The 14,037-nt window shown below is 69.8% G+C and carries 13 protein-coding genes; 8 read left to right on the top strand and 5 right to left on the bottom strand.

Annotation, left to right across the window (positions count from 1 at the left end; all coding sequences use genetic code 11):
- Positions 1-61: 61 nt before the first annotated feature.
- Positions 62-244: a hypothetical protein gene (locus CCL05_RS22185; protein ID WP_086562230.1), complete on the top strand. Its 183-nt coding sequence runs from the start codon at positions 62-64 to the stop codon at positions 242-244.
- Entirely contained in the window at positions 237-1,895 is a 1,659-nt protein-coding gene (locus CCL05_RS22180) for a (2,3-dihydroxybenzoyl)adenylate synthase (protein ID WP_086562229.1), read from the top strand. Before CCL05_RS22185 ends, CCL05_RS22180 begins: the two co-directional genes overlap by 8 nt.
- An 86-nt stretch (positions 1,896-1,981) precedes the next feature.
- On the opposite strand, the gene CCL05_RS22175 is transcribed toward CCL05_RS22180, so the two are convergent.
- Positions 1,982-2,353: an antibiotic biosynthesis monooxygenase family protein gene (locus tag CCL05_RS22175; protein ID WP_086562228.1), complete on the bottom strand. Its 372-nt coding sequence runs from the start codon at positions 2,351-2,353 to the stop codon at positions 1,982-1,984.
- Positions 2,354-2,414: 61 nt separating this feature from the next.
- On the bottom strand, positions 2,415-3,209 hold the full coding sequence (locus tag CCL05_RS22170; protein WP_086562234.1) for an alpha/beta fold hydrolase: 795 nt from the start codon (positions 3,207-3,209) through the stop codon (positions 2,415-2,417).
- A gap of 148 nt (positions 3,210-3,357) precedes the next feature.
- Between CCL05_RS22170 and CCL05_RS22165 the strand changes: the two genes are divergently transcribed.
- From CCL05_RS22165 to CCL05_RS22145, 5 genes are all read left to right on the top strand, one after another.
- Entirely contained in the window at positions 3,358-3,957 is a 600-nt protein-coding gene (locus CCL05_RS22165; RefSeq protein ID WP_086562227.1) for a TetR/AcrR family transcriptional regulator, read from the top strand.
- Positions 3,958-4,328: 371 nt separating this feature from the next.
- Positions 4,329-5,513, top strand: a complete 1,185-nt coding sequence (locus CCL05_RS22160; RefSeq protein WP_086562226.1) for an amidohydrolase family protein — start codon at positions 4,329-4,331, stop codon at positions 5,511-5,513.
- A gap of 212 nt (positions 5,514-5,725) precedes the next feature.
- On the top strand, positions 5,726-6,430 hold the full coding sequence (locus CCL05_RS22155) for a response regulator transcription factor (protein ID WP_086562225.1): 705 nt from the start codon (positions 5,726-5,728) through the stop codon (positions 6,428-6,430).
- A 246-nt stretch (positions 6,431-6,676) separates the two neighbouring features.
- A complete protein-coding gene (locus tag CCL05_RS22150) occupies positions 6,677-7,807 on the top strand; it encodes a sensor histidine kinase (protein WP_244204353.1) in 1,131 nt (376 codons plus the stop codon).
- Between the two features lie 113 nt (positions 7,808-7,920).
- Positions 7,921-8,997 (top strand): quinone oxidoreductase family protein, encoded by a 1,077-nt coding sequence (locus tag CCL05_RS22145; RefSeq protein ID WP_086562224.1) that lies wholly within the window; start codon positions 7,921-7,923, stop codon positions 8,995-8,997.
- Positions 8,998-9,004: 7 nt separating this feature from the next.
- Here CCL05_RS22145 and CCL05_RS22140 read toward each other — a convergent pair whose 3' ends face one another.
- Positions 9,005-10,894, bottom strand: a complete 1,890-nt coding sequence (locus CCL05_RS22140) for a propionyl-CoA synthetase (RefSeq protein ID WP_086562223.1) — start codon at positions 10,892-10,894, stop codon at positions 9,005-9,007.
- A gap of 169 nt (positions 10,895-11,063) precedes the next feature.
- Between CCL05_RS22140 and CCL05_RS22135 the strand changes: the two genes are divergently transcribed.
- Positions 11,064-12,059 (top strand): enoyl-CoA hydratase/isomerase family protein, encoded by a 996-nt coding sequence (locus CCL05_RS22135; protein WP_086562222.1) that lies wholly within the window; start codon positions 11,064-11,066, stop codon positions 12,057-12,059.
- Between the two features lie 35 nt (positions 12,060-12,094).
- Here the strand turns inward: CCL05_RS22135 and CCL05_RS22130 are convergent, their stop codons facing one another.
- Together CCL05_RS22130 and CCL05_RS22125 are read right to left on the bottom strand one after the other, a co-directional pair.
- Complete coding sequence (locus CCL05_RS22130; RefSeq protein ID WP_086562221.1) at positions 12,095-13,114, bottom strand: NADP-dependent oxidoreductase; 1,020 nt, start codon at positions 13,112-13,114, stop codon at positions 12,095-12,097.
- A gap of 149 nt (positions 13,115-13,263) precedes the next feature.
- The gene (locus tag CCL05_RS22125; RefSeq protein WP_086562220.1) at positions 13,264-13,824 is read right to left on the bottom strand and encodes a TetR/AcrR family transcriptional regulator; all 561 of its coding nucleotides are present in this window, start codon (positions 13,822-13,824) and stop codon (positions 13,264-13,266) included.
- Between the last annotated feature and the right edge of the window lie 213 nt (positions 13,825-14,037).

Raw genomic sequence — 14,037 nt, 5'->3', positions numbered from 1 at the left:
GTAGCGGTCGGCCGCCTGCTTGGGCCAGGGGACGAATCCCTCACGCATCGTCGGATCCTCCTTGATCCCATGTGTCACGCAGGAGCAGTACGGCGTCGAGCGCGACGACATCGCCGCCGAGAACACCGTGGCCGAGTGCGAGATCAACCCCCTGCGCGTGCTGCCCGGCGGCGATGTCGTCGCGCTCGACGCCGTACTGCTCCTGCGTGACACATGGGATCAAGGAGGATCCGACGATGCGTGAGGGATTCGTCCCCTGGCCCAAGGAGGCGGCCGACCGCTACCGCGAGGCCGGGTACTGGCGTGGACGGCCGCTCGGTTCGTACCTCCACGCGTGGGCCGAGACCTACGGACAGGCGGTGGCCGTCGTGGACGGCGAGATCCGCCTGACCTACCGCCAACTCGCCGACCAGGCCGACGGCTTGGCGTGCCGCCTGCTGGACTCCGGCCTCCACCCCGGTGACGCGATGCTCGTCCAGCTGCCCAACGGCTGGGAGTTCGTCACGCTCACCCTCGCCTGTCTGCGGGCCGGAATCGCGCCCGTGATGGCGCTGCCCGCGCACCGCGGTCACGAACTGCGCTACCTGGCCGCCCATGCCGAGGTCACGTCGATCGCCGTACCGGACCGGATCGGCGACTTCGACCACCAGACACTCGGACGGGAGGTCGCCGAAGCCACGCCGAGCGCACGGCTGCTGCTGGTCGCGGGGGACACGGCCGGCAGCGACGCCACGGATCTGCGCGCCCTGGCCCAACCGGCCGACGACCCGGCCGGCGCACGGGCCCGGCTGGACCGGATCGCCCCGGAGAGCAGCGACATCGCCGTCTTCCTGCTCTCCGGCGGCACCACCGGACTGCCGAAGCTCATCACCCGTACCCACGACGACTACGAGTACAACGCGCGGCGCAGCGCCGAGGTCTGCGGCTTTGACTCCGACACCGTCTACCTGGTGTCGCTGCCCGCCGGACACAACTTCCCCCTGGCCTGCCCCGGCATCCTGGGCACCCTGATGAACGGCGGACGCGTCGTCCTGGCCCGCACTCCCGACCCCGACAAGGTGCTGCCCCTGATGGCCGCGGAGGGCGTGACGGCCACCGCCGCCGTGCCGGCCGTCGTCCAACGCTGGATCGACGCCGTGGCCTCCGACCGGCACCCCGCCCCGCCCGCGCTACGGCTGCTGCAGGTCGGCGGCGCCCGCCTCGCCCCGGAGGTCGCCCGCCGCGCCGAACCAGTGCTCGGCGGCACACTCCAGCAGGTGTTCGGCATGGCCGAGGGACTGCTGAACTACACGCGCCCGGACGACCCCGACGACGTCAAGATCGAGACGCAGGGCCGTCCCATGTGCCCCGACGACGAAGTCCTCGTCGTCGACGCCTTCGACAACGCCGTGCCCCCGGGACACATGGGCGCCCTGCTCACCCGCGGCCCCTACACCCCGCGCGGCTATTACCGGGCCGACGAGCACAACGCCCGCGCGTTCACCCCGGACGGCTGGTACCGAACCGGTGACATCGTCCGCGTGCATTCCTCGGGCAACCTCGTCGTCGAGGGGCGCGACAAGGACCTCATCAACCGGGGAGGCGAGAAGATCTCCGCCGAGGAGGTCGAGAACCTCGTCTACCGCCTGCCCGGTGTCGCCCGCGTCGCCGCCGTCGCGAAGCCCGATCCGGACCTGGGGGAGCGGGTGTGCGTGGTGGTGGTCGTCGAACCGGGCACCGATCTGACCCTGGAATCGGTCCGCGCCGCCCTCACCGCGATGCAGGTGGCCCGCTACAAACTCCCCGAGGACCTGCTGGTCATGGACGAGCTTCCGCTGACGAAGGTCGGCAAGATCGACAAGAAGCGTCTGCGGGATGTCGTCCGTGGCGCGGCAGACTCAGTCGAGGCGGTGTGACCCTGAGGGAGTCGAAGCTGCTTCGCCGGCCCTGAAGGCGGTACCTGGGCAACAGCTCCAGGTACCGCCGTATCGGGGAGCGATCGTCATTCCCCTTCGCAGATGCCCTCGACAGCGAACCTCTGGTACAGGTGCGGGTAGGCGACGGTGCCGGCAGGGTAGCGCTCCAGGTGCGAGGCGAACTCCGGCGTGCCGAGCGCTGCACGGAGGTGCTCGGCGGATTTCCAGACCGCGACGTTGGTGAAAAGCCGGCTGCCGCCGATGCCCCGGTACAGCTGCACCGAAAGAAGGCTTCCCGACTTCTTCATGTACTCCGCGTCGTCCGCCCAGGCGGCCACCACCTCGTCCTCCTTGCCTTCCGGGGCGACAAACGTGTTGATGACAGTGACCGGGCCGGCCTTCTCCTTCTGCTGGTCGCGGAAGGCAGTGGACTCGTCGAGGTTGCCGAACGTGAGCATGATTCCTCCATGAACTCTGGGGAAGGTGGGTTCGCCGCGTGGCCCCACCCGTGGTGCGCTTTCAGGCGTTGTGCTTGCCGAGGAAGTCGGTGAGGAGCTGCAGCCACTCGTCGGTCCGCTCCAGCATCGGCAGGTGGCCGGTGGCGATTTCCGCGAGTTGCGCGCCGGGGATGGTCTCGGCGAGGTGGCGGTGCAGGGCGGCGGAGGTGAGCCGGTCGTCGGTGGTCGAGATGACCAGGGTGGGGACCTCGATGCCGGCGAGGTCGTCCCGGACGTCGACCTGGCCGACGAGGTCGGTCTGCTCGGAGCTGCCGTCGGCCGCGCTGGCGGCGGTGTAGCCGAGGGTCTGCCGCAGCTGCTCGGCCGGCATGGACTCCAGAGCCTGGGTGCCGAGGGCCATCAGGAGCAGGAATTCGGCGAGCAGCTCGCGGTCGCCGGACGCGGCTATCTTGCTCCAGACCGAGGAGGCGAGAGCGAGCCGGTTGTCGCGGTGCGGGAAGGCGGCGGTCAGGACGAGTGCGGTGACGCGCTCGGGATGGCGGGCGGCGGCCCGGATGGCGACCGGGCCGCCGAGGGAGAACCCGGACACGGCGAAGCGGTCGAGGCCCTCTGCGTCGGCGGCGGCGACGAGCTGGTCGGCGAGGTCGTCGACGGACAGCGGGGCGGTGGAGCGGGGGGTGTCGCCGCTGCCGGGGTAGTCGATGCCGACGACGGTGTGGCGGGCGGCGAGCGCTTCCAGGACGGGGCCATAGGTTCCGGCCAGGCTGCTGCCGGCGCCGTGGGCGAGGAGCAGGCCGGGGCCGGAACCGAGGCGCGTGCGGGAGAACGTGGGCGCGAGCAGGTTGCGAGGTGACATGGTCATCGCCTTTCGAATAGGCACCGTCACGCAAGAATCATCCAAAGCGTGTGATTGCTCTCGTAGGTGTATCACACGCTACGTATGATTCGGATTGCAATGTGACCTCAATCACACTCGATGTATGATGTGCAGGTAGGGTGGCGGCATGAAGCAGCCCCTCCATCGCCGTCAGCCGAGCCCGGGCAACCCGCGCGTGCAGCGCACCCGCAACCGCGTGCTGGCCGTCGCCCGGGAGCTGCTGCCTCAGGTCGGACCGGCCGGGCTGACCTATGCCCTGCTGGCCGAGCGGGCAGAGGTCACCCGTCAGACCCTCTACCGGCACTGGCCCACCCGAGCCGCCCTGCTCTTCGACCTCGTCCTCGAAGGCCCCGACCTCGGCACCTACCCCGAACCGGGCAGCGACGTGGGTGCCGTGGCCACCGCGTGGCTGAAGAGCCTGCGCGCCGGGGTCGGCGTGCCGGCCGTGCGCACCGCGGCTCTGGCCGTCACCGCCCAGGCCGACCACGATCCCGACAGCGCCCGGGCACTCGTCCGCATCGGCGAAGACCGCTACGCCGGGTTCAACAAGCTGCTGGAGCCTTCGGGCGTCCAGATCAGCGAGGACGAGTTCACCCTGCTGTACGGGCCCGTCCTCGCCCGGCTCTTCCTCGACCGCGGCCAGGTCACCGACGCCTTCATCGACGCCGTCGTGGCCCAGTGGCTCACCACGCTGCAGCGTGCCGACGCCCTGCAGGCCTCCCAGTAGTCGGCTTCATGGAAGCTTCATGTGCTCAGTGGTACGTGCTTTATGAGGCGCCTGTTGTCTGACGGTCATGCACGTACTCCTCGTCCCGTCGCTGGACAGCGCTGATCACCCTGCTGTGCGACGACTGCCGGCCGGCGCGGCCGGGTCGGCGCCATGGGGTTCCCACGCATGAGCGCCGGATCGATCTGCTGACGGCGACTGGCCCGGCAGAGAAGCGACTTACACGCCCGCGTCGCCGTCCCGGCGCGCGGAGGCAGCGGTGTCCATGACGGCGGGGAGCATCGCCGTCCTGCGCAACACCTGCCCGGCGACGGCGCCGTGACGCACGTGCATACGACCTGACGCGCGCACAGAAGGAAGAGGAACTGGACATGAACCTGCGACGGAACGTCTCGCGTCGAAGGATGATCGAAGGGGCATCGGCCGCGGCGCTTGTCACGGCGGCGGCGGCCACGGTGCCTGCTGCCATGGCCAGTCCGGAGGCGGCAGCGTCCGGCCCGGGGCTGCCGAAGGGCAACTGGCGTATCGACACCCACGCGCACTACAGCCCCGACGTGTACAACGACTACCTGAAGCGCTATGGCCTGCTCGGCGCCATCACCGGGGCGTACGGTCCGTGGTCGGTCGAGCGGCACCTGGCCTTCATGGACCAGTACCGGATCCAGGCCAGCGTCCTGTCGTTCGGCGACCTCCAGGTCACCGTCGGCCCGGTCGACGACCGGCGCGCCACCGCCCGCGCGGTCAACGACTACGCCCGCGACCTCGTGCAGACCCGCGGTGACCGGTTCGGGATCTTCGCGGTCACCCCGATGCCCGACATCGAGGGCTCGGTGGCCGAGGTGGACCGCGCGCTCGGCGAACTGGACCTCGACGGCATCTGCCTGCTCACCAACTACAAAGGCACCTACCTGGGCGATCCGTCCTTCGCGCCGCTGTACGAGATCCTCAACGACCGCGGTGCCTACGTCTACGTCCACCCGACGGGTCCGGAGGTGAACCCGGCTCCGAAGCTCTGCTTCGGCCCCGACATCCCGGCCGGGAACAACGTCTTCGAGTACACCTTCGACGCGACCCGTGCGATGACGAGCCTGATCTACAACGGTGTCCTGCGGGACTACCCGAACATCCGCTGGCACTTCACGCACTGCGGCGGCGCACTGCCGTTCCTGGCCTTCCGGCTCGCGACACGGCACTCGGCCTTCCCGCCGTTCAACGAGGTGCTGCCGGAAGGCCCCCTCACGTACCTCTCGCGGATGTACTTCGACGACGCACAGGCGTTCACCGCCGCGCAGTTGCAGCCGCTGTCGTCGCTGGTGCCGGCTGACCACATCATGTTCGGCAGCGACTGGCCGGCGACCCGCCACCTCTACACGGCCGACAACGTCGAGACGATGCCCTTCCTCAAGGGCAGCCTGCCGCTTCTTGAGGAAGGCGACCCCGAACCGAGCGTCGACGAGGTCTACAACCGGCGCCAGCGGATCGCTCTCGAGCGGACCAACGCCCTCGAACAGTTCCCGAAGCTGCGGGCGCGTATACGCCGCTCCGGCTCGCGCTGAGCCGCGACCGCACACCAAGCCCGCCGCCCGACGCCCCGCCGACGAGGTGCGGGCGGCGCTCTTGCCGTCGAGGGCCGCACGTTGCCGGTCGGCAGCGGCCACGACATCCCCCGTACGCTGGCCGCATTCGAGGCGTTCCCCCTCCAAGCCGCCGGTCACCGCGGCCACGAGGGCCCTCCCTTTCCCCACTTCGACGATGGAAAGCGAGCACGATGAGTACGCAGCGCGTTCTGGTCGTCGATGACGAACCCAAGATCCGCATGACCGTGCGCGGCTACCTGGAGGCGGACGGGTTCCACGTCATCGAAGCCGCGGACGGACCGTCCGCCCTGCGGGCCGTCACCCGCGACCGGCCGGACCTCGTGGTGCTCGATGTGATGCTCCCCGGCCTGGACGGATTCCAGGTCCTGCGCCGCATCCGGGAGGCGAGCCGGCTCCCGGTGATCATGCTCACCGCCCGGGACGAGGAGGTCGACCGGCTGATCGGCTTCACCACCGGCAGCGACGACTACGTCACCAAGCCGTTCAGCCCCCGCGAACTGGCACTACGGGTGCGCGCCATCCTGCGGCGCACCGACAGCCGCCCCGAGGCGGCCCACGAGGACGACAAGCTGCGCTTCGACGGACTGACCGTCGATCCCGGGACACGGACCGTCCTCGTCGACGCCGACCGGACGGTGGAGCTGTCCGCCCTCGACTTCGATCTGCTGCTCGCGCTGGCCCGGGCCCCTGGGCGGGTCTTCACCCGGCGTGGCCTGCTGACCCAGGTATGGGGCGAGGACTTCTTCGGCGACGAGCGCGTCGTGGACGTACACATCCGCACTCTGCGGCGCGCGCTGGGCGACGACGCGAACGCACCCCGGTTCGTGGGCACTGTCCGCACCATCGGCTACCGGTTCGTCGGGCGCTCCGCCTAGGGCCTGTCGTTTGGATCAGGTCGCAGGGAACCGACAGAGCTGATCAGCGCCGGTGAGCGGGGTCTGGTGCGTGCAGCTGCAAGGCGGAGGAGGGAGTCAACGCGATGGGGGCACCGCCCGCGCGAGCGAAGCCGAGCGTGGGGGAGTTGGCGACTGACGACAACGCCGCAGATGCGCGTGCCAGACCCCACGTCTGCGACGTGATCCAAACGACAGGCCCCAGCGGCCAGGAAGGACGCCCCGCCCATGCTTACCTCCGGCTTCCCGGTCTACCAGAGGTGCCGTGCGCGGCTGCGCCGATTCCAGGAGCGGCTGTCGCTCCGCAACCGGCTGGTGCTCTCGCACGTCATGGTGCTCCTCCTGGCCCTGCTGGCCATGGCGGCAGTCAGCGGGCTGATCGAGGTGTGGCTCGGGTTCGCCGACATCGAAGGCGACGTGGTTCTTCAGATCGGCCTCTTGTCCGGCGTGGCCGCGGCCTTCCCGGCGTCCGTCGCCCTGTCCCGGTTTCTGTTGCGTCCGCTCGACAGGGTGCGCGCCGCCACGCGCCGGCTCGCTGAAGGACACTACGACGACGTCCTCGAACTCCCCAGTGAGCCGGGCCTGGCAGCGCTGGTCGAAGACGTCAACACGCTGGCGGCAGCCCTCGCCGACACCCAACGCCGCCGCGCCCGCCTGATCTCCGAGGTCGCCCACGAGATGCGCACCCCCATCACCATCCTGCGCGGCCAGATCGAGGGCATGGCCGACGGCATCTTCATCCCCGACGAGGCGATGTTCGCCTCCCTCGCCGACGACCTTCACCGGCTGCAGCGCCTGGCGGGCGATCTCTCCAGCCTGTCCCGGTCGGAGGAGGGCGCCTTCGATCTTCACCGCAAGCCCACCGACGTGGCCACGCTGGCACGGGCCACCGCCGAACGACTGCGCCCCCAGTACGACGACCAGATGGTGACCCTCGCTGTGGACGCGGGCACACCCGTCGTCGCCCCCTGCGACCCGGACCGGATCACCCAGGTCCTGGTGAACCTGCTCGGCAACGCACTGGCCGCATCCGATCCGCAGGGGCATGTGACCCTGTCGGTGCACACCGGACCGTCTCCCGCGCACCATGTGATCGTCCGCGTCATGGACGACGGCATCGGCATCGCCGAACACGACCTCGAACGCATCTTCCGCCGCTTCGAACGCCTCGATCACCCCGGCCGGCCCGCGGCCGTCGGCGGCAGTGGCATCGGCCTAACCATCGCCCGGGGGATCGCCCGAGCCCACGGCGGAGACGTCACGGCGCAATCCGCCGGACTGGGCAAGGGAACGACGTTCACCCTGCGCCTACCGCAGGAATCCGCCCCCGAGGGCGGCCTGCCTCAGGTCTCCCGCTGACTCCATCGACCGGTCGGAGACGGGGAGCGGACGCCGGGGTGGAGAGCCCGCTTCATGGAAGCTTCATACGCCGAGTGGTACGTGCTTTATGGGGCGGCGGTTGCCTGGCGGTCATGAACGTGAAAGTGGACCAGACCATGATGGCCGTACGCCTGTTCGAGCATGGCGGGCCCGAGGTGCTCAAGTACGTAGAGGTGCCGATTCCCGAGGTCGGCCCCGACGACATTCTGATGCGCGTGCACGCCACGGCCGTCAACAGCTGGGATCTGCGGTACCGCGCGGGCAACCTGCCGCAGCCTCTCCCAGGACGGCCGCCGTGGCCCGTGCCGTTCCAGCTCGGCCGGGACGCGGCCGGTGAGATCGTCGCCACCGGCGAGAACGTCACCCGGTGGCGCCCCGGCGACAGGGCGGTGCAGCTTCCGCACCCGCCGTGCCGTAACTGCGCCCTGTGCGTACGCGGACTCGAAAACCTGTGCATCGACACCGCCTACCCCGGGCACCAGGTCTTCGGCGGATACGCCCAGTACGTCGTGCGCCGCCAGGACGCGATCCTGCCCATCCCCGACGGCATCGACTTCGGGACGGCCGCTGCCACCATGTGGACCTACACCACCCCGCTCAACTGCGCGCGACAGGCACCCGTCGGTCCCGGCGACACCGTGGTCATCACCGGCGCCAGCGGCGGGATGGCCATCGCCTGCGCACAACTGGCGAAGCTGAGCGGAGCCACCGTCATCGGCACCACCACCAAGCCGGACCGCGACGAAGCGCTCAGCAAGCTCGGCTACGACCACATCCTGCACTCCACCGATCCCCGGCTGCCGGCACAGGTCCGGGAGCTGACGCACGGTCTGGGCGCCGACGCCGTCTGGGACTGCGTCGGCGGCAACGACTTCTTCCAGCTCTCCCTTTCCTGCATACGGCTCGGCGGCACGGTCATCGTCCTGGGCACACCGACCGACCAGGGATCCCGGCTCGAACTGGACGCACTCGCCCTCATCGGCCGGCAGGTGAAGATCGCCAGCGTGCGCGGCGCGACCCTGCGGGACCAGCAGCTGTGCCTGGAACTGCTGGCGGACGGAAAGATCGACCCGATCATCGACCGGGCCTACCCCCTGGCCGAGGCGGCCGAGGCCCACGCGTACCTGGAAAGCCATCGACAGACCGGCAAAGTGCTCCTCCTGCCATGACACCCCGTCACGGGGTGTGACCGGTGCGGCGGAGGACCGGGCGCAGTGTCTCGATGACACCGGGGTCGTCCACCGTGGACGGAATGGGTTCGTCGTGGCCGTCGGCGATGCCGCGCATGGTCTTGCGGAGGATCTTTCCCGAGCGGGTCTTGGGCAGGGCGGCCACGACCGTGACGTCCTTGAGTGAGGCGACGGCGCCGATGCGCCCGCGTACGAGCTGGACGAGTTCGGCCTCGACCTCGCTCGGCTCGCGATCGCTGCCGGCCTTGAGGACGACGAAGCCGCGCGGGATCTGTCCCTTGAGTTCGTCGGCGACGCCGATGACGGCGCATTCGGCGACGTCGGGGTGGGCGGCGAGGGCCTCTTCCATGCTGCCGGTGGACAGCCGGTGTCCGGCGACATTGATGACGTCGTCGGTGCGGCCCATGACGAAGACGTAGCCCTCTTCGTCGATGTGCCCGCTGTCGCCGGTGAGGTAGTAGCCGTCGTACGCGGAGAGGTAGGAGGCGATGTAGCGGTCGTCGTCGTTCCAGAGCGTGGGGAGTGCGCCGGGCGGCAGGGGGAGCTTCACGACGATCGCACCGTCGACGCCCTCGGGCGCCGGTGCGCCCGAGGGGTCGAGGACGCGGACGTCCCAGCCCGGCAGCGGCCGGGTGGGGGAGCCGGGCTTGACGGGCGCGGCTTCGATGCCGACCGGGTTGGCGACGATGGGCCACCCGGTCTCGGTCTGCCACCAGTGGTCGATCACCGGCACGCCCAGCAGGGCGCTCGCCCAGTGATACGTCTCGGGGTCGAGGCGCTCACCGGCGAGGAAGAGGTAGCGCAGGTGGGAGAGGTCGTAGCCGGCGGTGAGCGCCCCCTTCGGGTCCTCCTTCCTGATCGCCCGGAAGGCGGTGGGCGCCGTGAACATGGTCTTGACCCGGTACTCGGAGGCGACGCGCCAGAACTGGCCCGCGTCCGGCGTGCCGACCGGCTTGCCCTCGTACAGCACCGTCGTCGCGCCGGCCAGCAGGGGCGCGTAGACGATGTAGGAGTGTCCGACGACCCAGCCGACGTCGGAGCCGGTGAACATCGTCTCGCCCGGGCCCACGTCGTAGACGGCACCCATCGACCAGAGCAGGGCGACCGCGTAGCCGCCGCAGTCGCGCACGACTCCCTTGGGCTTTCCGGTCGTTCCGGACGTGTAGAGGATGTAGAGCGGATCGGTGGCGGCGACGGGAACGCAGTCGGCCGGGGGCGCGTCGGCGACCAGGCAGGCCCAGTCGAGATCGTCCGGGCCCAGCGCGGCCGGCTCCTGCGGGCGTTGCAGGATCACCCTCTTCTCCGGCTTGTGGGCGGCGAGCTCGATCGCCCGGTCGAGCAGGGGCTTGTACGCGATGACACGCTTGCCCTCGATGCCGCAAGAGGCGGAGACGACCACCTTGGGGGTGGCGTCGTCGATGCGGAGAGCCAGCTCGTGCGGGGCGAATCCGCCGAAGACCACCGAGTGGACCGCGCCGATGCGCGCACAGGCCAGCATCGCGACCGCCGCCTCGGGAACCATCGGCATGTAGATGACCACACGGTCGCCGCGCCCCACGCCGAGCTGTGCGAGGGCTCCGGCGAAGGCCGCCACCTCGTCCTTCAGCTGCCCGTAGGTGTAGGTGCGGCGGGTGTCGGTCACGGGGGAGTCGTAGACGAGCGCCGGTTGTCCGCCACGGCCGGCTTCGACGTGCCGGTCGAGCGCGTTGAAGCAGACGTTGAGCCGCCCGTCAGGGAACCAGTGGTAGAACGGTGCGCCCGAGGAGTCCAGGGCGCGTCGGGGAGTGACATCCCAGTCGATGGCCTCTGCCGCCCTCAGCCAGAAACTCTCCGGGTCCTCGGTGCTGGCGCGGAAGACATCCTCGTACGTTCCCATCGCGCACTCCTTTGTGGCATCGAGGGACGGTGGTGGGGCTGCGTGCGGAACCGTGCCGGACACAACTACCGTATGCCGGACGGCATGGCCGGGCCCTTCCGGGGCGTCGGCACAGCCCTGTGTCAGGATCTTGAGGTGCCCACCCCGCGCGGAAACGAGATGAAGACCCATGACTGACACCGCTGCGGCCGAGATCCTCACCGACGTCCACCGGGGCGTAGGCCGCATCCTCCTGAACCGGCCCAAGGCGCTCAACGCCCTGACGACAGGCATGGTCGCCGCCATCGACCGGGTGCTCGTCGAGTGGGAGCACACCCCGCTGTCCGCCGTGGTGCTCGCCAGTACCAGCGCGAAGGCGTTCTGCGCCGGCGGGGACATCCGCACGATCCGCGAGCACAGCCTCGCCGGGGATGCCGAGGCCAGTGAGCGGTTCTTCGCCACGGAGTACCGGCTCAACGCCCGGATCGCCGAGTATCCCGTGCCGGTCGTGTCGCTCATCGACGGCGTGTGCATGGGCGGCGGTCTCGGTCTGTCCGTCCACGGCAGCTTCCGCGTCGTCACCGAGCGCGCGGTCCTGGCGATGCCCGAGACCGGGATCGGGTTCTTCCCGGACATCGGGGCCGGCTACTTTCTGCCGAGGCTGCCCGGCGCGATCGGTATGTACCTGGGGCTGACGGGGCACCGGCTCGACGCGGCCGACGCCCTGTACACGGGGCTGGCCACGCACTTCGTCCCCGCGGACCGGCTCGACGCGGTCGGGCACGCCCTGGCCGACCACCCCGGTGACCCGGTGGACGTGGTCCTGAACCGTCTCGCCGGCCGGTCCCCGGTGGCGCAGAGCGGGCTGGCGGAGGTACGCGGAGACGTGGACTGGGCGTTCGGCGCGCCGGACCTGGGTGAGATCGAGAAACGCCTGCGCCGTCTGGACACCCCCTGGGCCGCATCCGCCTTGGCCGCCCTGGAGTCCGCCTCGCCGCAGAGCCTGGAGATCACTCACGCCCTGCTGGCCCGGGGCAGGCAGCGCACGCTGCGCGAGTGCCTCGCCGCCGAACTCGCCCTCACGCGCACGACCATCCGCACGCCGGACTTCCTGGAGGGCGTCCGTGCGGCCCTGGTCGACAAGGACCGCGCTCCCGACTGGCAGAGTGCCTCGCCCCTCCGCTGACCGTGCCGCACGGAGGGTCTGTGACCGGCACACTCTCAGTCGTTGTCGTCGTCGGGCACCATCGAGACGACGACCTTGCCGGCCCTCGTGCGGCCCTGCTCGACGTGCGCCATCGCTTCGAGCGTCCGGTCGAACGGGAAGGTGCTGTCGATGACCGGGCGGAGCTGCCCGCTGTCGTAGAGGGCGCCGAGCTCGCGCAGCTGGGAGCCGTTGGCCCGCATGAAGAAGAACTCGTAGCGCACGCCCAGTGCCTTCGCCTGCTTGCGCACCTTGCGGCTGAGCGTGTTCATGATCAGGCCCATGAAGGACGGGGCGCCGACCTGCTTGGCGAAACCTGCGTCCGGCGGGCCGACGACACTGATGGCCAGGCCGCCGGGCTTCAGCACGGTCAGCGACTTCTCCAGGTTCGCGCCGCCCAGGGAGTCCAGCACCAGGTCGTATCCGGACAGCACCTGTGAGAAGTCCTCCCTGGTGTAGTCGACGACGATGTCGGCGCCGAGGCTCCGGACCAACTTCTCGGAGTCGGTGTTCGCGGTCGTCGCCACCGTGGCGCCGAGGTGCTTGGCGAGCTGGATGACCGTCGACCCGAGGCCACCGGCACCGGCGTGGATGAGCACCTTCTGGCCCGGCTGAACGTGGGCCCGGTCGACGAGAACCTGCCAGGCGGCCAGGGCCACCAGCGGCACCGCGGCCGCCTCACGCAGGGTGAGGGTGGCGGGCTTGGGCGCGACATCGTCCATGTCGATCGCGATGAACTCCGCGAAGCTTCCGATCCGCAGGTCGCGTGGCCGGGCGTAGACCTCGTCGCCGACCTCGAAGCCGCGTACGGCGGAGCCGACCCGCGTCACGACCCCGGCCACGTCGTGGCCGAGCACGAACGGAAGCTTGTACTTCAGGAGCAGCTTGAACTCCCCGTTGCGGACCATCTTGTCCAGCGGGTTGACGCCGGCGGCGCTCACTCTGACCAGGACGTCGCGGTCTCCAACCGTGGGCTCGGGCACCTCTGCGGCGCGCGCGCCGTCCTTGCCGTACTTCTCGACGACGAATGCCTTCACGCCGACCGCCTCTCTGTGCGTGGGGGTTCCGGTGGTCGATCCGATTCTTCGCGCAGGTCCCCCTGCGCGCCCGTTTCTCGCGTGCGGCCGGGTTGACGCCTTGTCCGCGACGCTATCGCCTGAGTGTAGGAAAGTAAACTCAGGTGTGGTCAGGGGTGCCTCATGGTGGCCTTGCGGGTCGACTCCAGGATCCTCTCCGACAGCTCTGTGCCCGCCGTGGCCCGGGCCAGCAGGATCGCGCCGACCAGGGTGGCCACGATCGGAAGGCCGTCGTCGGCGTCGGTGGACAGCCACGCGGCGAATTCCTCGACTCCGGCCGCGTACGTTTCGCGGACCTCTTCAGCGGTGGTCTCGCGCGCCATGTCCCCTGCGAATCCGGCCGTGGGGCAACCGGTGCCGGGCTGGTCGCGGTGCTCGGCCGACAGGTAGAAGTCGACGAGGGCGTCGCGTGCGGTGTCGTGATCGCCGTGGGCCGCGTCGAACTCCGCCAGGAGGAGGTCGAGATCCCCGAAGGCGGCTTGAGCCGCCTCGGCGATCAGGGCCTCCTTGGAGGGGAACTGCTTGTAGAAGCCGCCCGTGGTCAGCCCGATGGACTTCATCAGATCGGCGACGCTGATGCCGTTCACTCCGCGCTCCCGGAAGAGCTGGGAGGCCGCGGCGACCGCGCGCCTGCGGTTCTCGAGTGCTTGCGCCTGTGAAACGCGACTCATCAGTCACCTGCCCGCGATAGATAGTGAAGCGCATCTATCGTAATGCGAGGTGCCGGGCGACCGGCCGTATGCCGTGCCTGTGTGCTCACCCCGGCCGTTGACGGAACAACTTTAGATACCTATCGTAATCTAAAGCGAGGTCGAGCTTCGGCCCCCACGGTGGACGGCTACTGGTCTGCCCGGCCGCTCGCCACTTCTGCGTCATCCGCGGGA

The organism is Streptomyces africanus, from assembly GCF_002150735.1.
GTDB classification, from domain to species: Bacteria; Actinomycetota; Actinomycetes; order Streptomycetales; family Streptomycetaceae; genus Streptomyces; species Streptomyces africanus.
This window is presented reverse-complemented; position numbering and strand designations above follow the sequence as displayed.

Coding starts and splice junctions, on each gene's coding strand:
- CCL05_RS22180 (WP_086562229.1), top strand. CDS start 237: ATGCGTGAGGGATTCGTCCCCTGGCCCAAGGAGGCGGCCGACCGCTAC.
- CCL05_RS22175 (WP_086562228.1), bottom strand. CDS start 2,353: ATGCTCACGTTCGGCAACCTCGACGAGTCCACTGCCTTCCGCGACCAG.
- CCL05_RS22170 (WP_086562234.1), bottom strand. CDS start 3,209: ATGTCACCTCGCAACCTGCTCGCGCCCACGTTCTCCCGCACGCGCCTC.
- CCL05_RS22165 (WP_086562227.1), top strand. CDS start 3,358: ATGAAGCAGCCCCTCCATCGCCGTCAGCCGAGCCCGGGCAACCCGCGC.
- CCL05_RS22160 (WP_086562226.1), top strand. CDS start 4,329: ATGAACCTGCGACGGAACGTCTCGCGTCGAAGGATGATCGAAGGGGCA.
- CCL05_RS22155 (WP_086562225.1), top strand. CDS start 5,726: ATGAGTACGCAGCGCGTTCTGGTCGTCGATGACGAACCCAAGATCCGC.
- CCL05_RS22150 (WP_244204353.1), top strand. CDS start 6,677: ATGCTTACCTCCGGCTTCCCGGTCTACCAGAGGTGCCGTGCGCGGCTG.
- CCL05_RS22145 (WP_086562224.1), top strand. CDS start 7,921: ATGAACGTGAAAGTGGACCAGACCATGATGGCCGTACGCCTGTTCGAG.
- CCL05_RS22140 (WP_086562223.1), bottom strand. CDS start 10,894: ATGGGAACGTACGAGGATGTCTTCCGCGCCAGCACCGAGGACCCGGAG.
- CCL05_RS22135 (WP_086562222.1), top strand. CDS start 11,064: ATGACTGACACCGCTGCGGCCGAGATCCTCACCGACGTCCACCGGGGC.
- CCL05_RS22125 (WP_086562220.1), bottom strand. CDS start 13,824: ATGAGTCGCGTTTCACAGGCGCAAGCACTCGAGAACCGCAGGCGCGCG.